A 19,234-nucleotide genomic window follows, 5' to 3' on the forward strand; every position below is an offset into this window, starting at 1 on the left:
CCACGCCGCCCGTGTGGCCCCTATCAACCTGGAGTGAGGCATGACAGGAAGATTGCAGTTGGTCCGTGCTGCCCTGGCAGCCGGTGTGCTGGCCGCGGCGTCCCTCGGTGCGGTGGCCGTAGCCGGCTCCGCATCGGCCGCGGAAGCGCCGGACGGACCCAAGACCCGGATCGTCGGTGGCACCATCGCCCATACCGCCGACACCCCGTGGGCCATTCAGCTGTCGAACAGCGGCTCCCCCGATCCCACCGAGGAATGGTGCGGATCGACGCTGGTCGCGGCGAACAAGATCGTGACCGCCGCGCACTGCGCCCAGGAGTCGGCGAGCACCTACACCGCGATCCAGGGCCGCGACGTACTGACCGACACGTCCAGCGGCAAGGAGTCCAAGATCAGCAACATCTGGGTGGACCCGGACTACGGCAGTGCACCCGGTCACGACGTGGCCGTGATGACGCTGGCCACGCCGTTCGACGGTGTACCCACCCTGGCGCTGGAGACCGACGCGGGGGCGGACACGGCCGGAGCACCGTCGGTGGTCTACGGCTGGGGCGACACCGAGGGCACCGGACCGGCGGACACCTTCCAGAAGGTGGACGTGCCGGTGCTGGGTGACGCGTACTGCGAGCAGGCGTACGCGAGCGAGGGCTACACCGCCGACGGCGAGATCTGCGCCGGCTACGAAGACGGCGGCAAGGACTCCTGCCAGGGCGACTCGGGCGGGCCGCTGGTCCTGAACGGGCGTCTCTTCGGCGTGGTCTCGTGGGGCGTCGGGTGTGCGGACGCCGGTAACCCGGGCGTCTACGCGGAGGTAGCGACGTACGCCGCCGAGCTCCAGTCCCAGATCGATAGCTAGCCGGCGTTCGCAGGCAAGCGCGAGGGGCCGGGCTGGTCAGCCCGGCCCCTTCGTTGGTGCGCTCCTCCCGGAACCTCGGAGGTCGGCCTCACGCGACCGGAGCGGGGTGGATCAGACGGTCAGGCGGATCACGCCGTAGTCGTAGCCGCGGCGCCGGTAGACGACGCTGGGCTGGTTCTCGTCCGCATCCACGAAGAGATAGAAGTCGTGCCCGACCAGTTCGAGCTCGTAGAGCGCCTGGTCCAGGGACATCGGCTTGGCGGTGTGGGTCTTCTCGCGCATCACCAGGGGACCGTCCCCGGTGACTGTGAGGGATCCGAACTTGTACGTCGCCACTTCGTCGTCGGCGACTGTCTCCTCCACTGCTGGTGTGCCGTTGAGCGGCTGCTTCGCGTTCACGTGCCGAAGGCCTTCCGGCGAACGCTCACCGCGGTGCACCCGGCGCCGGTCCGCCGCCTTGCGGACCTGGGCCCGGAGCCGGTCGAGGCAGACGTCGAACGCCGCCTGCTTGGTCTCGCCGCAGGCTTCGGCGCGGACCACCGGCCCCTTGGTGTACATGGTGAGCTCGACACGCATCGCCCGATCGTGCTGTCGCGGGTTCTTCTCCTGGCTGACTTCTACCTCGCACCGCAGTACCCGGTGATCGACCTTCTCGATCCGCTCGAGTTTTTCCTCGACGTACTGCCGGAAGCGGTCACTGACCTCGCAGTGATGACCCTTGACAACGACGTCCACGGAAACCTCCATCGATCGGCGACTTCTTTTACGTCTCCGGACCCCCGCCAACTGGTGAAATCCACTCCGTCTCGCTGTGTCGGTTGCGGTTGGGGCGCCCGAAACGAGAACACCCGCCTCCACGCCCATCGGACTCCGCGGTGAGGATTCCGGCTGATCCGGTCCTGCACCACTTCCCTGCCCGACAAGCCCGTGCGGGTGTCATAGGCCAACGCTAGTCGGCTTCGGCGAAAACCGGTAGGGAAGTTCTCATGAACCAGACGGCCGGTGCCGGCGGGTCGCGGCCAGCACCGCGCAGCCCAGCACCGGAACACCCCCGGTTTCCAAGGCGCGGCAGGCTTCACTGAGCGTGGAACCGGTGGTGATCACGTCGTCGACCAGCAGGACCGGTTGATCGGTCAGCGTTTCAGCCCAGCGCGAACGAAGCGCGAAAGCCCCGGCCAGGTTGGCCGTTCGGCGTTCCGCGGACAGTCCGGCCTGGTCGTCAGGACGCCGTACGACCGACAGCGCGGGAGCCGGCCGGGCGTCGACGCCGCCGCGCCGGAGCGCCCGCACAGCGGCCTTTGTGATCCGCGTCAACGGGTCGTGGCCACGCTGCCGGACCGTCGAAGGCGCTGACGGGACAGGACAGACCCACACTCCCGGATGGTTGCCGAGAGCCGCGAGTACGGCGGTCGCCAGGACCTGCCCGAGCGGACGAGCAAGCGCGTATCGGGCCTCCTCCTTGTGCGCGATGATCAGCTTCCGCACCTGATCGGCGTACGGCGCTGCCGCTGTGGGTGGCGGCAGTCCGTCGGGACGCGGGTCAGGCCAGGCACGGAACGGAGTCAGCGAGGTCAGTAGCTCGCGGCAACCTCCACAGAGAGTGACTCCGGGCCGGTCGCAGCCCGCGCAGCGCCCACCCAGCACGAGATCGGCGAACGCGTCCCGGACCGACACCGCACCCACGATCGGCGACGCCGCCCCGGCACCGCAACCACCCCGGCCCAGGCCTGTGGATATCTCCGTCAGCCCGGGTAGACCGGAATGAACGGTATGGCGTTCGCGTCGTCCTCCATGGCGGTCCACGTCAGGTCGCGGGTCTGCCAGTGCACGTGCCCGTCGACGTCCTCGACCGCGGGCAGCGTGTCCTTGTTCGGGTTCGAGGCCAGCCGCTGGGTGATGAAGTCGGTGGACGCACCGGGCAGCAACTGGAGCTTGGAACCGTCGGGGTTGACCAGCCACGGCGCGCGGTCGGCGTTGCCCGACGCCCCGGCGACGAGGACGCCTTGCTTGTTCCAGGCCGCGTCGGTGATGTCGGTGAGTGCCAGCTCGAGCTTGCGGAGGCTGCCGAGCAGCAGCTGCTTACCGTCGGGCCCGGTCTGGATCGCCCCGGTCTCGACGTACGGCTTGCCGGTGGCCTTGGACCGCATCACCAGCAGCGCCCGGACACCGTCCGGCGCCATCCGCAGCACCAGCGGGGTGTCACCGCGGAAGTTGACCGTCACGGCGGTGAGCTTCCCGTCCCGGTTGCGGACCCGCAGCCGCGGCGTCGTCGCCTTGTCGGCCCGGTCCAGGATCCACAGGTTGTCGTCGTTGTCGTAGCTCGGCCGCAGCACCGTGCCCAGGGTCTTGATGCGGAGAAGGTCGTCGGTCTTGTCGCTGTTGTCGGTGTTGTCCAGCGGACCGTAGGCGACGACCTTCTCGCCGTCGATGGTGGTCACGATCGCGCCGGAGTCGCCACGCAGGTTCACTGCGAACGACTCGGCGATCTGCCCGTGCAGCAGGCTGGAGTCCAGTGGCCGGGCGGCGATGTCGGACGCTCCGTCCAGCCCTTCGACGCGCTGCACCCGGCCCTGCCGCAGGCCGTACAGCGTGGTCATCGCGCCCCCGGGGATGGAGGGGTCGTACTGGCTGAAGTTGCTGAACGGCAGTACGTCGGGATCGTCCGGAAGCAGCGGTGCGCCGCCGACCGTGATCCGGGTCCGGAGGTTGATCTGGTTGAGCGTCCAGACGATCTGGGCGGCGAGCAGCCGGCGGTCCTGGTCCCGCAGCGCGGCCGCCGTATCGTTCAGCGCCACCGTGGCGACGCCGAACTCGACCGGGACGGACACCTGCACCTCGGTGCCTGGCGGGGCCAGCGACACGACGCCGTTGCCGAGGCTCTTGGTCGGGCCCTTCAACAGCTCCTGGATCAGCTGCGTCGCGGCCTGGCCCTGGGACTGGTTCACCGACAGGTAGACCGGGTCCGGGACCAGCAACTCCCGGCCGGGGTTGAAGAAGTACAGATCGCGCGGGGCCAGCTTGAGGTCCACCTGGTTGCTGCCCAGGTAGACCCCGGGCGGTACCGAAGCGACCCGCAGCTGGCCGTCGACCTTCGCGACCTTGAACAAGAAGTCGGCCCGGTCGGCGCCCGGCGCCGCCGGGATCCACTCGCCCCGTTCGTCGACGGTCGCGATCTTCCGGGCGGTCAGCTTCACGCCACCGCCTGGTTGCGGCGACAGTGATCCGGGGCGCTGGTCGTAGACGATCGTCTGCGTCTCGGGCTTCCAGGCCGCGGCCGCGTCGGCCGTCATGTACTGCCGGGCGACGTCAAAGGCCCGCGTGTCCGACATCGCCTCCAGGAACCCGTTCACCAGCTCCAGCTCGGTGAGGTTGTCCCGCGGCGGCTTCGCCTCGACGCCGACCCCGATCCCGCCCTGGGTCAACCCCTCCCGGCTGCCCTGGCGGATGTTCCCCTGGGTCGGGACGGTCGCGCACCCGGTGACCAGCAACGTCAGCGCCAGCACGGCGCCGAGCAGTCTGCGCCTCACCGCTCCTCACCACCCGTCAGCTTCTGGTACGGCGCTCCGACGTCGACCAGCGACTTGTCGGAGACCACCCGGCTGGCGTCGGCGGGGCGGGCCGGCAACGGCGATCCGGACAGCGTCACGTCGGGCCGGCGCGGCAGGGTGAGGCGGAAGTAGGCGCCTTCGCCCGGTGAACCCCAGGCGTCCAGCCGGCCACCATGGAGCCGCGCGTCCTCCAGCGCGATCGACAGACCGAGGCCGGTCCCGCCGGTGGTCCGGGCACGGGCCGGGTCGGCCCGCCAGAACCGGCTGAACACCATCTCGGCCTCTTCGGCCCGGAAACCGACACCGTGGTCGCGGACCGCGACGGCGGCCGAGTCCTCGTCGTGCGCGGTGCTGATCCGGATCGGCAGGCCCTCGCTGTGCTCGATGGCGTTGCCGATCAGGTTCCGCAGGATCCGCTCGATCCGGCGGGCGTCCACCTGCGCGCGGCACGGCTCCGGCATGTCCAGCTGCACCTCACAGCCCTTGCGACGGAGCAGGGTCTCGTGGTTCTCGAGCACGCGGTTGACGATGTCGCGCAGGTCCACGTCCTCCAGGTCCAAGGCGGCCGCCCCGGCGTCGAACCTGCTGATCTCCAGCAGGTCGGCGAGCAGCTCCTCGAACCGGTTGAGCTCGTTCTGCAGCAGTTCGACCGAGCGACGGCTGATCGGGTCGAACTGGTCCCGGCTCTCGTGCAGCAGGTCGGCGGCCATCCGGACCGTGGTCAGCGGGGTCCGCAGCTCGTGCGAGACGTCGGAGACGAACCGGCGCTGCAGCCGGGACAGCTCCTCGAGCCGCCGGATCTGCCGCTGCAGGTTGCTCGCCATCTTGTTGAAGGAGACCGCCAGCCGGGCCAGGTCGTCGGTGCCGCGGACCTGCATCCGCTCCTCGAGCTTGCCCGCGGCCAGCCGCTCCGCGATCCGCCGCGCCATCCGGACCGGGGTGACGACCTGACGAGTGACCAGCCACGCCACCGCACCGAGCAGCACGACCAGCAGCAGGCCGGCAGTGACCAGCGCTCGCTGGACGACGTCGAGCGTCTCCTGCTGTGCGGTGAGCGGGAAGAGGAAGTAGACGGAGTACCGGTCGCCGGTGGAGTTCACCCGGAGCTGCGAGCCCATCACCAGACCGGGGACGCTGGGCCCGTCGCGGTAGTTGATCAGCGTGTAGGTGTCCCACAGCTTGGAGTCGTCGCTCATCACCGAGGACGCCAGCGCAGGCGGGATGGAGTCGCTGTCGACCAGTCCGGTGTAGCGGATCGCGTTCGAGGTGGCCGTGTCGGTCGGCACGAGCAGGACGTCGTACAGGCCGGGGCGGTTGGTGCCGAGGACCAGCGCGGACAGCTGCTGGTTGATCGTGGTGGGGTCGGCGGCGTTGATGGTGTTGGACAGCGAGCTCAGCTGCGCCCGCGCTTCCGCCTGCGCGCTGCCACGACGAGACTCCAGCACACCGTCGGTGACCTGGCTCATCATCACCCAGCCGACCAGGAGCAGTACGACGGTCGACATCAGCAGGGTGCCGGTGACGATCCGGGCCTGGATGGACCGGCGCCAGATGTCCGGCCAGTGCTTGGGATGCGTCCGCCACAGCGGCTGCGGGTAGGCAGGCCAATCAGCCGCGGCGGCGGTCAGCTCCAGCTCCGTGCCGCGGATCTCGGCCCTGTCCTGCTCGGGCAGGGCCGGCTGCTGCTCCGGCCCCGGCGTCGTTGCCGGGGCGTCCGCGACAGCCTGCGACTCCGGGTCGCGTCCGTACTCGATCAGTCCGCACCCGCCTTGTAGCCGACACCGCGGACCGTGACCACGATCTCCGGGTGCTCAGGGTCCTTCTCGATCTTGGAGCGCAGCCGCTGCACGTGCACGTTGACCAGCCGGGTGTCGGCCGCGTGCCGGTAGCCCCAGACCTGCTCCAGCAGCACCTCGCGGGTGAACACCTGCCAGGGCTTGGAGGCCAGGCAGACCAGCAGGTCGAACTCCAGTGGAGTCAGCTGGATGGTCTCCCCGGCCCGCTTCACCGAGTGCCCGGCCACGTCGATGGTGAGGTCGCCGATGGTCAGCGACTCCGGCCCGGGCTCGTCCATCCGGCGCAGCCGGGCCCGGATCCGGGCCACCAGCTCCTTCGGCTTGAACGGCTTGACCACGTAGTCGTCGGCACCGGACTCCAGGCCCAGCACGACGTCGACGGTGTCGCTCTTGGCCGTCAGCATCACGATCGGTACGCCGGACTCGGCCCGGATCGCCCGGCAGACGTCGATCCCGTCCATGCCCGGCAGCATCAGGTCGAGCAGCACCAGGTCCGGTTTGAACTCCCGGAACCCTGGTACCGCTTTGTCACCGGTTGCGCACAGATAGGTGTCATAACCCTCGTTGCGCAGCACGATGCTGAGCATCTCCGACAACGCTGTGTCGTCGTCGACGATGAGAACTCGGCCCCTCATCGTCCGGTTGCCTTCTGCCACGCCCTGCTCCTTGCCGTCCGATCGTTGTGCGCCCAGCGGATGCTGACCGTACGCACTACGGATAGTGTCCCATTCCCCCGGTAGTGCACACGCCGGATCGCCGAGTGACCCCGAGTTGGGCTGTGATCATGGTGCACTGCGGGTGTCCAAGACAACTCTGGGGACAAGCCTCTGGAGAATCACACGTCGGTGTGCGGCCGACGGTTCAGCGGGGACGGGAGGTGGACGGTGGCCAAGCAGACGGCCGGCGACATCACGCTGCACGAGGGTACGGCGACGGAGCCGCTGCGACCGTGGCTGCCCGCGGACCTGCTCGACAACGCGGCCCGGACCATCTCCGACAACAAGACGATCATGCTGGGCCTCCCGGTCCTCGCGGCGATCGCACTGATCGCGGTCCAGGCCGTGCTGACGGAGGTCGCCGTACCTGGGGGTCTGGGTGGGTTCTTCGGGTCCGATGACCCGTTCCAGCAGGCCGGTGCGGCATTGCTGCTCACGTACGGCGTCCAGCTGGTGCTGTTCACCGTGGTGTCGAGCATGATGGCCGGGATCATCGCCCTCGCTGCCGTGCGGAGCCAGCTCGCACACCGGGTCGGCCCGCGCGAGCTGCTGCGGCTGGTCCGGCCGTCACTGCCCGCTCTGGCGGCTGTCGGGCTGATCCAGTCGCTCTCGTTCGTCATCCTGATCGCCGGTTGGGGTCTGGCGGTGTTCGGTATCGGCGCCGGCACGGACGCGGCAATCTCCTCCGACGTGGCCGGTGCGGTGGCCGTGGTGCTGATGCTGGTCGGCGCTGTGCTCGTGCTGATCTTCGGCATCCGCCTGGTGCTGGCCGGAACCGTCGTACTGATGGAGGGCCGGCACGCACCAGACATCGGCCTCTACATCCCTGTCAGGGTGGGGATCTGGGGTTCGCTGAAGCGGTCCTGGCGGCTGGTGAGGGGCAAGTTCTGGCGGGTGTTCGGCATCCTGCTGTTCGCCGGTCTGGTGGTCAACATCGTCGGGTACGCCTTGCAGTTCGGGGTCACCACGCTGGTCCTCACGGTCGGCTCCTGGGCCGACAGCAGCGACGGCACAGGCGCGACGGTGGCCGCTGTGGTGATCGGTGTGGCGGCAGGCGTGGCGACTGCGATGACACTGATCGCCAGTTTGGCCTTCATGTCCGCCGTCCAGGCCCTGATCTACCTGGATCTGCGGGTCCGGCGGGAAGGCCTCGACCTCTGGATGCGTCCGGTCCTGCGGCCAGGAGGTACTGCGTGATCCCCGTGTTCCTCGAGGAGCCCCCGGTGGACATCGGCCGGGACCAAGCGGCTGCCGAGGCGGCCGAGGAGTTGTCGAAGTCGGCGTACCGGCAGTCCGGCGGTTCTCTGATCGAGAAGGCGCTCAACAGGGTCATGCAGTGGATCGGTGACATGCTGGACAGCCTCAGTGGTTCCTCCCCCAACGGCCACGCCGGTCTGGTCATGCTGATCGTCCTGCTCGCGCTCATCGTCGTCGTGGTGCTGTGGCGGGCCGGCGTACTCCGGACCAGTCATCGGGAGAAGCAGACCGTCTTCGACACCTCCAGACCGCGCACAGCGGCCGAGTACCGGGCTCAGGCGGAGCGGGAGGCTGCGTCCGGGGACTACACCCACGCGATCCGCAGCCGCTTCCGCGCCTGCGTGGCAGAGCTGACCGAGCGCACGATTCTGGACGATCGCGCCGGGCGGACGGCGTACGAGGTGGTCGCTGACGCCGGACGCGCCACACCGGCGTTGCGGGAGCCACTGCAGCCGGCTGCGCTCGCGTTCACCGAGGTTGTCTACGGCAACCGTCCGGGCACACCGGAGCGGTACGCCGCAGTCGTCGTCGCCGACGACGCGGCCCGAACTGCTCGGGTCATGGTGAGTGGATGAGTACCGCGGTTGGGCGGAGTGCTGGGGAGAGTTGGCGGGCGCTGCGGACGCCGCTGCTCGTGACCGGGGTGATCGTGCTGGCGGCAATCGTCGTACTGATCGCCACGACCGCACGGACCTCGGGCCCGTTCAGTCCGGACTCCACCGAGCCGGAGGGAGCGCGGGCGCTTGCGACGCTGCTGGGCAACCACGGCGTGAAGGTGACCGGCACCGACGTACTGGACGACGCGGTCCAGGCGGGCAGCGGCAAGACGCTGCTCATCGGCCCGGAGGGCCAGCTCGACCGCGACGACTGGCAGCGGATCGCCGACGCCGGCTGGAGCCATGTGATCCTGATCCGTCCCGGCACCAGAGCGCTGGAGATCCTGGCCCCGGGGGTGGAGGACAACGGACAGATCCTGTCCTCGGACAGCCGTGAGCCGGACTGCGATCTGCCGGCGGCGGTGAAGGCCGGCACGGTGACCGTCGGCGGCTCGACGTACTCCGCACCGGACGGCGCGCAGGCGTGCTACGGCGACGGCATCAACAACACCGTGATCCGGGTGGAGTCGAACGGCCGGATTGTCGACGTCGTGGGCACGACCCGCACGTTCACCAACGAGCAGCTCGCAGAAGAAGGCAACGCGGCCCTGGCTCTCAACCTGATCGGCACCGACCGGGAGCTGACCTGGTACCTGCCGCAGTGGGAGTCCAGCGGGTTCGCCGACGACGACGAAGACAGCCCTCCCCTGGTCCCTCCGGACATCCGCTACATCGGGTGGGCGTTGGCGTTCGCCGTACTCGTAGTGGCGTTGTGGCGGGGCCGACGGCTCGGACCGGTCGTCGCGGAGCGGCTGCCCGTCATCGTGCACGCCGCCGAGACCACAGAGGGCCGGGCGCGGCTGTATCGACGCTCACGAGCCAGAGACCGCGCTGCGGCCGCACTGCGCGAGTCGGCGCTCGGCAAGCTCCACAAGGCCCATGGCATCCCCCGGCGCGCCGATCCGTCGGCCGTCGTGGCGACAGTGGCGGCCCGCACCGGCCGGGACCCGGCCATGCTGTACGAACTCCTCTACGGCCTCCCGCCGCTCAGCGACGCCGCTCTGATGTCCTTGTCCCATGAACTCGACGTACTGACGCAGGAGGTACGACACCCGTGACGACTACCGAGGTCAGCGCCGACCAGGCCAGGCGGGCGCTGGTCGCGCTGCGGACCGAGATCGGCAAGGCGGTGGTCGGCCAGGACACCGCTGTGACCGCACTGGTACTCGCCCTGCTCTGCCGCGGCCACGTGCTGCTGGAGGGCGTGCCCGGTACGGCGAAGACGCTGATGGTGCGCGCCTTGTCGATGGCGATGCGGCTGGACACCAAGCGGGTGCAGTTCACGCCGGACCTGATGCCCGGTGACGTGACCGGATCGCTCGTGTACGACGCGAAGAGCAGCGAGTTCGAGTTCCGGCCGGGTCCGGTGTTCACCAACATCATGCTGGCCGACGAGATCAACCGGACTCCACCGAAGACCCAGGCGGCGTTGCTGGAGGCAATGGAGGAGCGGCAGGTCACCGTCGACGGCGTGCCGCGGATGCTGCCGGTGCCGTTCGTCGTCGCCGCGACGCAGAACCCGATCGAGTACGAGGGCACGTACCCGCTGCCCGAGGCCCAGTTGGACCGGTTCCTGCTGAAGGTCACGCTCGACATCCCGCCGCGGGACGCGGAGATCGCCGTACTCGCCCGGCACGCGCAAGGCTTCGACCCGCGTGACCTGGCCGCGGCCGGTCTGCGTCCGGTGGCTGGGCCGGAGGACCTCGCCGCCGGTCAGGCCGCCGTACGCCGGGTCGCGGTCCGGGAGGACGTGCTCGCGTACGTCGTGGATCTGTGCCGGGCGACGCGGCAGTCGCCGTCACTGCAGCTCGGGGTGTCGCCGCGAGGCGCTACTGCCCTGCTGGCCGTGTCCAGGGCGTGGGCGTGGCTGTCCGGCCGGGACTACGTGATTCCGGACGATGTGAAGGCGATGGCACGTCCTTGCCTTCGGCATCGGGTGCAGGTGCGCCCGGAGGCCGAGCTCGAAGGTGTCAGCGCGGACGCGGTGCTGGAGAGCGTCCTGGCGACCGTGCCGGTCCCCCGATAGCTCATGGTGCTCACCTACAGGGCGGCGCTGCTGGCCGCAGCCGGAGTCCTCTTCGTCGCTCTGGCGATGCCGAGCTGGGGTGGCGTCGGCCTGGTGATCCTGGTCGTTGTCCTGGTGTGCGTGGTGGACATGCTGCTGGCCGGTTCGCCTCGGCGACTCCAGCTGAGCCGCGAGGGCGACACCGCCGTACGGCTGGGTGAGTACGCTGCGGTGAACCTGCTGGTGGCCAACCCCGGCCGCCGGGTGCGTGGACTGCTGCGTGATGCGTGGCCGCCGTCAGCCGGCGTACTGGACCCGCCACACAAGTTGAACCTGCCGCATGGCGAGCGGCGACGGCTGACGACCAATCTGCTGCCGACGCGGCGCGGGGACCGGCAGGCGGATCGGGTGACGATCAGATCGATCGGTCCGCTGGGTTTCGCGGGCCGGCAGGGGTCGCACCGGGTGCCGTGGACAGTGCGGGCGCTGCCGCCGTTCAAGAGTCGCAAGCACCTGCCGTCGCGGCTGGCCCGGTTGCGGGAGCTGGACGGGCGGACCGCGTTGCTGGTGCGGGGTCAGGGCACCGAGTTCGACTCGCTGCGGGACTATGTGCCGGGTGACGACGTACGCAGCATCGACTGGCGCGCCACGGCCCGTCGCGGCAACGTCGTACTGCGGACCTGGCGGCCGGAGCGCGATCGCCAGGTCGCCATCGTGATCGACTCCGGCCGGATGTCGGCCGGACGGGTCGGCGACGCACCCCGGCTCGACCACGCGATGGACGCCGCGCTCCTGCTGGCCGCGCTCGCGACCCGGGCCGGAGACCGGGTTTCCTTACTGGCTTGCGATTCCGCGGTCCGGGCCGACGTACGACGTCCCGCGCCGGAGGACGTGCTGCCGTCGTTCGTGAACGCGTTGGCGAACGTGGAGGCCGAGCTCGTCCAGACCGATTTCCGCGTCGTCGTCTCGCAGGTGCTCGAACGGCTCGGCCAGCGTTCCCTCGTCGTACTGCTGACCGGCTTGGACCCGGCGGTGATCGAGGAGTCCCTCCTCCCGGTGATCGGCCCACTGCTGCGCCGCCACGTCATCGTCCTGGCCTCGGTCGCCGACCCGCGTCTCACCGAGCTCGAGTCCACCCGCTCCGACCTGCTCGAGGTCTACGGCGCCGCCTCCGCCGCCCGCACCCGCCTCGACCGCGAACGCGTGACCGCCGTCCTCACCAGAGCCGGCGTCACCGTCCTCGACGAAAACCCCGAATCCATAGCCCCCGCCCTAGCCGACACCTACCTCTCCCTGAAGAAGGCCGGCCGCCTGTAATACCGCGCGCTCACAGCTGGGTTGGGCGGGCTTGGATGAAGGTCCAGTGGTGGCCTTCGAGGTCTTCGGCGTCGTACGAGCGGTAGCCGTACTGGTGGATGTCCGACAGGATCTTGGCGCCGTTGGACTGAGCGTGGGCGAAGTGCGCGTCGAGGTCGTCGACGTACACCCAGACGTCGTGATCGGCTGCCGGTGCGGCCTGGTCGGTGCGCTTGAAGAGGAGGACCGCGGCGGAGCCGACGTGCAGCTCGATCCAGGACGGGTGCTCGCCCTCCGCGGGGATCGTGTCCCAGGAGTCGAGGCCGAAGACCGTGTGCAGCCAACGGGCCGCGGCGGCCGGATCCTCGTAGTACAAGCCGATGGCGAGCCGGTCGAGCTCACGCGGGGTCTGCTGCGCGGTGTCGCGGCGGGCGACCCAGGCGGGAATCCAGCGGATCACGTTCGGCCAGAAGTAGAAGGCCTTGTCGCCGCCCTCGACCAGCGACTGTACGACGGTCACGCGAGTACCACCGTCGATCGCGGCGAAGCTGACCCTCGTCTCGGTGTCGTCCACCGAACTGCGGTACGCGAGCAACTCGCCCGGCTCCCAGACCGTGATGGTGCCGAGCTCGAGCGCGTCCTCCGGCTCGGTCCGGTAGACCTCCAGGATGCGCCCGCCGACGCCCGGCTCCAACCGCATCGCGATCACCCGGCCGGAATCCCAGAAGTTGATCGGACTCCGCAACCACCACAGATCGATCTCCTCGGTGAACACCCGGAACGCGGTCGCCGGATCAGCCGCAACCTCAACCGAAGCCGTAGCCGACGGCTTCACAGATTCCTGCGTCACGATGACTCCTTCTGCTCGACGTGGCGTTTGAACGAGGTGAGTTGGTCTCGCCAGTGGGCTTGGACCTGGTCGAGCCAGGCCTGGACGGCGACGACGGGCTCCGGGTTGAGGCGGAAGATCCGGACTCGGGCGTCGTCGGGACCGCGTTCGTCGGCGACCAGACCGGCCGCCAGGAGGATGCGCAGGTGGCGGCTCATCGCCGGCGACGACGAGCCGGTCGCTGTGGCGAGTTGCCCGGCTCGCTGTGGTCCGTCGCCCAGCAGCCGAACCACCTGCCGCCGGGTCGGATCGGCCAGCACCTCGAAGAACCGATCGACCTGATCTTCCAGCATGTGGCAATAGTTCTACTTCTCGTTAACTATTGTCAACAGCTGGAAGGACTATCGGCTGAGGGGTGGGTGTGCATATCGACAGGTAGTGCCGGCGCAGTCGTAGTGCACCTGAGCGCACCCCGCACCCCGTGTACGGCGTCTCGGAGGCGCACTACCTGTCGAACTGCACGCTTCACCCGAGATCGAGCCAGCTGTCGTGGCGCCGGTGGGAGCGGCGGGGTGGGTTAGGTGGACACGCGTACGGGGGCCAGGTGGCAGGCGACTTGGGGGGTGTTGGTAGCGGGGAGGATGGGGAGGGTGGTGGTTTGGCAGGCGGAGGCGGCTTGGGGGGTGGCTGCTAGTTGGCAGCGGGGGTGGAAGCGGCAGCCGGTGGGGATTCGGGTGGGGTCGGGGGGCTCGCCGGTGAGGACGATGCGTTCCGGGGACTCAGGCAGGACCGATAGGAGGGCCTGCGTGTAGGGGTGCTGGGGATTGGTCAGGACGTCCTCGGCAGGGCCGGACTCGACGATGCGGCCGAGGTACATGACGGCGACCCGGTCCGCGATGTTCCAGGCGAGACCCAGGTCGTGCGTGACGACGAGCGCGGCCAGGCCCAGGTCGTCCCGGAGCCGGAGCAGCAGCGACAGGATCTCGCCCCGCACCGAGGCGTCCAGCGACGCGACCGGCTCGTCGGCGATCAGCACCTTGGGACTCAGCGCCAGCGCACCAGCGATCACCACGCGCTGCCGCTGACCGCCCGACAGTTCGTGCGGATAGCGCAGGAAGAACCGTTCCGGCGGCCGCAGACCCGCCCGCGACAACGCCTCCGCGACGACCGTCTCCTCGTCCGGCAGCCCGTGGATCCGCGGACCCTCGGCGACCGCCTCGTACACGGTCTGCCGCGGGTTGAGCGACCCCATCGGATCCTGCAACACCAACTGCACCTGCCGCCGGAACGCGCGCAGCCGACGTCCCGTATAGCTCAGCGGCGTCCCGTCGTACGAGACCTGGCCGGCCGTCGGGCGTTCAAGGCCGAGCAAGGTACGGGCGAGTGTCGTTTTGCCGCACCCGGATTCGCCCACGAGCGCGACGATCTCGCCCGGCGCGACGGACAGGTTGACCCCATCCACGGCCCGGGCCCGTCGACCACCACGGCCGGCGAACTCCACCTTCACATCAGTTGCCTCTAGCAAGATCCCTCCCCACGAGCAGACACGCGGCCGTCCGTCCGGGACCAGCCGGGCGCAGGTCGACGGCAGCCGTCGAGCAGTCGTCCAGAGCAACCGGGCAGCGCGGATGGAACGCACATCCGCCGGGCAGCTGTTGCGGATCCGGCGGATCGCCGGCCAGCCCGCGCGGCGCGAGCCGCGACTTCGGGTCACCCACTGTCGGGAAGGCCGCCGCCAGCGCCTGGCTGTACGGGTGCCGGAAATCCCCTGACGACGGACCCGCCTCGACCAGCCGACCGGCGTACATGATCGCCAGCCGGTCGCACACCTCAGCCAGCACGGACAGGTCATGCGAGATCATCAGCAGCGAGATGTCGTGCTCGGCGATCAACTTCCGGATCAACGTCAACACCTGCGCCTGCACCATCAGGTCCAGGGCAGTCGTCGGCTCATCGGCGATGATCAGCCGCGGCGAACAGGCCAGCGCCATCGCGATCATCACTCGTTGCCGTTGGCCACCACTCAGCTCGTGCGGATAGCTCTTCGTCCGCCAGGCCGGCAGCCCGACCTGTTCGAGCAACTCCCGCACCCTCAGCGAGGCCTCAGCCGGTGTCGCCAGTCTGTGCACGAGCAACGGCTCGGCGATCTGATCTCCGATCCGCTGCACCGGGTTCAGCCCGTGCTGCGCACCCTGGAACACGATCGACGCCTCCGACCAGCGAACCGCGCGCAGCCGGCCCCACTTCATCGCCAGCACGTCCTCGCCGCCCAGCAGGATCCGCCCCTCGACCCGCGCCGACCGCGGCAACAACCGCAGCAACGCCATCGCCACCGACGACTTGCCGGATCCCGACTCACCTGCCAGCCCGACAGCCTCCCCCGCCTCCAGCGACAACGACACTCCGCGTACGGCGGGAACGTCGCCGGTGGCAATGCGATACGTGACGGACACCTCGTCCAACTCGAGCAGGCTCATCACGCCGCCCTCGTCCGCAGCCGGGGATTGAGTACGGACTCCAAAGCCCTTCCACACAAGGTGAATGCCATCACCACGAGCACGATGCACAGACCCGGCAACAGGATGTACCACCACGCTCCCGCGGTGGCCGCACCCCAGTCGTACGAGCCGCGCAACATCGTCCCCCACGAGGTCTTGTTCGCGCTGACACCGAGAAACGCCAGCGTGGACTCGGTCACGATCGCGCTCGCCACCTCCAGCGTCGTACTTGCCAGCAGCAACGGTGCGACGTTCGGCAGCACGTGCCGGGTGGTGATGTGCCAGTGACCGGCGCCGAGAGCGAGCGACCGTTCGATGTACGGCCGCGCCTCCACCGCCAGCGTCTGCGCCCGGATCAGCCGGGCCGTCGACGGCCACGACGTCACGCCGATCGCGACGATGATGGTCGCCGTACTGCCGCCGAGGATCGCGGCCAGCACCAGCGCGGTGACCAGCGACGGCAGCACCAGGAACCAGTCGGTGATGCGCAGGATGATCGCGCCGATCCAGCCCCGGAAGTGCCCGGCCGTGATACCGAACACGGTCCCGATCACCATGCTGAGCAGCGCGGCCAGGAACCCGATCAGCAGCGAGGTCCGCGATCCCCACCAGATCATCAGCAGCACGGACCGCCCGGACTCGTCGGTCCCGAGCGGGTCGTCGATACTCGGCGGGGCCATCTTCTCGCGGGTCCCGCTGACCACGTTCGTCACGCCGGCGTCGATGAACAGCGGCGCGATCAGCGCGAGCACCACGGCGACCAGAAGGATGGCAAGCCCCACCATTCCGGCCCTGTGCATGCGGAACTCAGACCAGAACCGCCGCAACGCCCGCTGCCGCCGGACCCACGTCACGCTGCTCATGCCGACCTCACCCTCGGGTCAAGGACGTGGTAGACGACGTCCGCCAGCGTGTTCATCACGATCACCGACACCGTGATCAACAGGAACGTGCCCTGCATCAGCGTGAAGTCCGGCACCCGGATCGCGTCGTAGAACAACTGCCCGAGCCCCGGCCAACTGAAGATCGCCTCGACCGTCACCGCGCCGCCGACCACGAACCCGATCCGCATGAACACCAGCGTCACGGTCGGCAGCAACGCGTTCGGTACGGCGTGCCTCCGCCGGATGTCGTCGTCACGCAACCCCTTCGCGCGCGCTGTGGTGATGTAGTCCTGCCCGACCTCGTCCAGCACAGACGACCGCATCACCAGCAGGTATTGCGCATACACGACCGCGACCATGGTCAGGCAGGGCAACACCATGTGCTGCGCGACGTCGAGCACGTACCCGAACCCGTCCGGCGCATCCACGCTGGAGATACCGCGGGTCGGGAAGACGCCGGGGATCGGACCGATGCCGGCCGCGAACACCATCAGCAGCAGGAGCCCGAGCCAGAACGTCGGCACCGACCACAGCACCAGCGAGACCGCGGTGGAGAACTTGTCGAACCGGCTGCCCGGCTTCCACCCGGCCCGGGCTCCCTGCCAGATCCCGAGGCTGACCGCCATCACCAGCGCCGTACCCGTGAGCAGCAGTGTCGAGCCGATCCGCTCCCCGATCAGGTCGATCACCGGCCGCTTGTATTCGTAGGAGGTCCCGAGGTCGAACTGCAGCGTCTGCTTGACGAAATGCACGAACTGCTCGGGGATCGACTTGTCCAGACCGAGCCGGGCCCGTTCCAGGTCGAGTTGCTCCGGTGTCATGTTGCGGCCCTGGGCGAGTGCCCGCACCGGATCGCCGGGCAGCAACCGGAACAGGAAGAACGTCGCGACGATCACCATCGCGATGCTGAGCAGGGCCCCGCCCGCCTTGGCCGCCGCGTACCGGAGCAGACCGTAGCGGGCCGGGCTCTCCTCCAGAGCCTCCACGGCCGGCTGGGTGACCGTCATTCGCGCTCGTCGGCGACGTCCTGGCGGCGCCGCATCATCACGAAGGCGCCCAGGGCAACCACCACGGCACCACCAGCGACGCCACCGATGATGCCGGCGAGCTCCCCGCCGCCGATGCCGTCTTCACCACCGTCCGCCGTGACCGTGTCGACCGTGTAGAACGGCCAGTAGCCGCTGCCGCCGTACAGCAGGCCGTTGTCCTCCGGGATCGGCGTGATGCTGGCGATCCGGTCCTTGCGGTAGCCCTCGAGGTCGTTCGGGTAGTAGAGCGCGATCACCGGAGCATCGGTGTACAGCCGCTCCTCCATCTTCTTGATGATCGCGGCGCGCTTCGGCCGGTCGAGCTCCTTCTGCTGCTGCAGGTAGAGGTCCTCGTACTGCGGGTCGCAGTAGAACGACTCGGTACCGCCGCCCTCGCCGGACGCGGTCGGACGCCGGCTGCACAGGTGCGTGCCGAGGACCTCCTCCGGGTCCGGGTTGACCGACCAGCCGCTGATCGCGATGTCGAACAGCGCAGTGACGCCCGTCTCCTCGGTGAACTTGGTGGAGTCGAGCCGCTTGGTGCTCAGGCCGATGCCGATCTCCTTGAACCAGCCGGTCAGGTACTCGGCCAGCTTGTCCTCGATCGGGGTGTCGGTGTGGATGCTGAACCGGAACTGCAGCTTGCGCGACCCGTCCGGCATCGTCCGGATGCCGTCCGGCCCCTTCTTGTATCCCGCGTCGTCGAGGATCTTGTTGGCCTTGGCAACGTCGTACGTCACCTTCTCGCCGCCACTGGCCTCCCAGAAGAAGTCCTTGTACAGGGGCGGGACGATCGAGCCGTCGGCCGGCTTGGCCAGCCCGTTCTGCACCTCGTCGACCAGCTTCTGCTTGTCGATCGCGTAGTGCAACGCGGTCCGCACCCGCACGTCCTTCAGTGCCGGGTGCCCGTCACCGATCGGCTTGTTGTCGGTGGTGGTCGCGCCGTGGTTGATCTGCAGGTACGACGCCCGCCGGCCCTGGGTGTTCCACTGGACGATGTTGCCGTCGCCCTTGAGCGCCTCGAAGTCCGGCGGGTTCAGCCGGCCGATCAGGTCGATGTCGCCCTTCTTCAGACCGACGATCGAGGCGGCGGGGTTGTCGTAGAAGATCACCTGCAGTTCGTCGATCTTCGGCCGGCCGCGCCAGTAGTCCGGGTTCGCCTCGAGCCGGACGAACTGGTCCTTCTTGTACTCCACCGCCTTGTACGGGCCACTGCCGACGGTCGGGAACTCGTCGGCCTCGTACTTCGAGATGTCCTTGACCTTCTCCCAGATGTGCTTGGGCATGATCGGGACCGGGTTGTCCAGCATCGACGCCTGCGGAGTCTTGAGCTTGATCGTCAACTCCTGGCCGTTCGCGGTCACGCTCGCGAAGTTGGCCACCGCCGGACCGTTGCCGAACTTGGCGGCGTCGTCGGTGATCATCTTGTTGAACGTCCAGGCCGCGTCGTCGGCGGTGATCGGCTGCCCGTCGGTCCACTTCGCCTGCCGGATCGTGAAGGTCCAGGTCAGCCCGTCCGGCGACGTCTTCCAGGACTCGGCCAGATCCGGGCTGGGCTGCAGCGTCTTCGAGTCCGGCACGGTCAGGAAGCCGTACATCAACCGCTGGATCGCCCCGGTCACCAGCCGCACGGCCAGGAACGGATTCATCGAGTCGACCGACTGGGTGACCCCGACCTTCACGACCTTCTTCGCCGGCTCGGCGGCCTGCGCCGTACCGGGAGACACCACCAGCAGACCCAGCGCCGCGATCGCCGCGAACAGCTTCCTCATCCGCCCCACCTTCCACCCTGCGTGTTGGTTTGGTGACGAAACCACACCAGCAAGCGCTCTCCTGTCAACGAGATGCGGAATTTTGTCACAGAT

General features: G+C 68.9%; 18 protein-coding genes. 6 read left to right on the forward strand and 12 right to left on the reverse strand.

Annotated elements, in window-relative coordinates; genetic code table 11:
- The first annotated feature begins 40 nt into the window (after positions 1–40).
- Entirely contained in the window at positions 41–856 is an 816-nt protein-coding gene (locus tag AB0I34_RS02610; RefSeq protein ID WP_360438185.1) for a serine protease, read from the forward strand.
- Between the two features lie 111 nt (positions 857–967).
- On the opposite strand, the gene raiA is transcribed toward AB0I34_RS02610, so the two are convergent.
- From raiA to mtrA, 5 genes are all read right to left on the reverse strand, one after another.
- Positions 968–1,591 carry a ribosome-associated translation inhibitor RaiA gene (gene raiA, locus AB0I34_RS02615; protein ID WP_202873214.1) on the reverse strand — a complete coding sequence of 208 codons (624 nt, stop codon included), beginning with the start codon at positions 1,589–1,591 and terminating at the stop codon, positions 968–970.
- A 249-nt stretch (positions 1,592–1,840) separates the two neighbouring features.
- A complete protein-coding gene (locus AB0I34_RS02620) occupies positions 1,841–2,530 on the reverse strand; it encodes a phosphoribosyltransferase family protein (RefSeq protein ID WP_360438188.1) in 690 nt (229 codons plus the stop codon).
- A gap of 68 nt (positions 2,531–2,598) precedes the next feature.
- The gene (locus tag AB0I34_RS02625; protein WP_360438191.1) at positions 2,599–4,383 is read right to left on the reverse strand and encodes an LpqB family beta-propeller domain-containing protein; all 1,785 of its coding nucleotides are present in this window, start codon (positions 4,381–4,383) and stop codon (positions 2,599–2,601) included.
- Positions 4,380–6,053 carry an MtrAB system histidine kinase MtrB gene (gene mtrB / locus AB0I34_RS02630; RefSeq protein WP_360439109.1) on the reverse strand — a complete coding sequence of 558 codons (1,674 nt, stop codon included), beginning with the start codon at positions 6,051–6,053 and terminating at the stop codon, positions 4,380–4,382. Before mtrB ends, AB0I34_RS02625 begins: the two co-directional genes overlap by 4 nt.
- A 104-nt stretch (positions 6,054–6,157) precedes the next feature.
- The gene (gene mtrA / locus AB0I34_RS02635; RefSeq protein WP_360439112.1) at positions 6,158–6,835 is read right to left on the reverse strand and encodes an MtrAB system response regulator MtrA; all 678 of its coding nucleotides are present in this window, start codon (positions 6,833–6,835) and stop codon (positions 6,158–6,160) included.
- Between the two features lie 249 nt (positions 6,836–7,084).
- On the opposite strand from mtrA, the gene AB0I34_RS02640 reads away from it, so the two are divergent.
- The 5 genes from AB0I34_RS02640 to AB0I34_RS02660 are packed head-to-tail and all read left to right on the forward strand — an operon-like array spanning position 7,085 to position 12,151.
- Positions 7,085–8,113: a hypothetical protein gene (locus AB0I34_RS02640; RefSeq protein WP_360438194.1), complete on the forward strand. Its 1,029-nt coding sequence runs from the start codon at positions 7,085–7,087 to the stop codon at positions 8,111–8,113.
- Positions 8,110–8,748 carry a DUF4129 domain-containing protein gene (locus tag AB0I34_RS02645; RefSeq protein WP_360438197.1) on the forward strand — a complete coding sequence of 213 codons (639 nt, stop codon included), beginning with the start codon at positions 8,110–8,112 and terminating at the stop codon, positions 8,746–8,748. Before AB0I34_RS02640 ends, AB0I34_RS02645 begins: the two co-directional genes overlap by 4 nt.
- Entirely contained in the window at positions 8,745–9,887 is a 1,143-nt protein-coding gene (locus AB0I34_RS02650; RefSeq protein WP_360438200.1) for a DUF4350 domain-containing protein, read from the forward strand. The genes AB0I34_RS02645 and AB0I34_RS02650 overlap by 4 nt, the downstream gene beginning before the upstream one ends.
- Positions 9,884–10,855, forward strand: coding sequence for a MoxR family ATPase (locus tag AB0I34_RS02655; RefSeq protein WP_360438203.1), 972 nt, complete (start codon positions 9,884–9,886; stop codon positions 10,853–10,855). The genes AB0I34_RS02650 and AB0I34_RS02655 overlap by 4 nt, the downstream gene beginning before the upstream one ends.
- Positions 10,856–10,858: 3 nt before the next feature.
- Positions 10,859–12,151, forward strand: a complete 1,293-nt coding sequence (locus tag AB0I34_RS02660) for a DUF58 domain-containing protein (RefSeq protein WP_360438206.1) — start codon at positions 10,859–10,861, stop codon at positions 12,149–12,151.
- 10 nt (positions 12,152–12,161) lie between these two features.
- Here the strand turns inward: AB0I34_RS02660 and AB0I34_RS02665 are convergent, their stop codons facing one another.
- The 7 genes from AB0I34_RS02665 to AB0I34_RS02695 all read right to left on the reverse strand — a co-directional run bounded on the left by AB0I34_RS02665 (position 12,162) and on the right by AB0I34_RS02695 (position 19,141).
- Positions 12,162–12,980 (reverse strand): VOC family protein, encoded by an 819-nt coding sequence (locus tag AB0I34_RS02665; protein ID WP_360438208.1) that lies wholly within the window; start codon positions 12,978–12,980, stop codon positions 12,162–12,164.
- Positions 12,977–13,312 carry a metalloregulator ArsR/SmtB family transcription factor gene (locus AB0I34_RS02670; protein ID WP_360438211.1) on the reverse strand — a complete coding sequence of 112 codons (336 nt, stop codon included), beginning with the start codon at positions 13,310–13,312 and terminating at the stop codon, positions 12,977–12,979. The genes AB0I34_RS02665 and AB0I34_RS02670 overlap by 4 nt, the downstream gene beginning before the upstream one ends.
- A gap of 224 nt (positions 13,313–13,536) precedes the next feature.
- Positions 13,537–14,484, reverse strand: coding sequence for an ABC transporter ATP-binding protein (locus AB0I34_RS02675; RefSeq protein ID WP_360438214.1), 948 nt, complete (start codon positions 14,482–14,484; stop codon positions 13,537–13,539).
- Complete coding sequence (locus AB0I34_RS02680; RefSeq protein ID WP_360438217.1) at positions 14,468–15,436, reverse strand: ABC transporter ATP-binding protein; 969 nt, start codon at positions 15,434–15,436, stop codon at positions 14,468–14,470. Before AB0I34_RS02680 ends, AB0I34_RS02675 begins: the two co-directional genes overlap by 17 nt.
- A complete protein-coding gene (locus AB0I34_RS02685; protein ID WP_360438219.1) occupies positions 15,436–16,320 on the reverse strand; it encodes an ABC transporter permease in 885 nt (294 codons plus the stop codon). The genes AB0I34_RS02680 and AB0I34_RS02685 overlap by 1 nt, the downstream gene beginning before the upstream one ends.
- A complete protein-coding gene (locus AB0I34_RS02690; protein ID WP_360438222.1) occupies positions 16,317–17,348 on the reverse strand; it encodes an ABC transporter permease in 1,032 nt (343 codons plus the stop codon). The genes AB0I34_RS02685 and AB0I34_RS02690 overlap by 4 nt, the downstream gene beginning before the upstream one ends.
- Entirely contained in the window at positions 17,345–19,141 is a 1,797-nt protein-coding gene (locus AB0I34_RS02695) for an ABC transporter substrate-binding protein (protein ID WP_360438225.1), read from the reverse strand. Before AB0I34_RS02695 ends, AB0I34_RS02690 begins: the two co-directional genes overlap by 4 nt.
- Between the last annotated feature and the right edge of the window lie 93 nt (positions 19,142–19,234).

Origin of the sequence: Kribbella sp. NPDC050281, assembly GCF_040655855.1 — a bacterium.
Lineage (GTDB): Bacteria > Actinomycetota > Actinomycetes > Propionibacteriales > Kribbellaceae > Kribbella.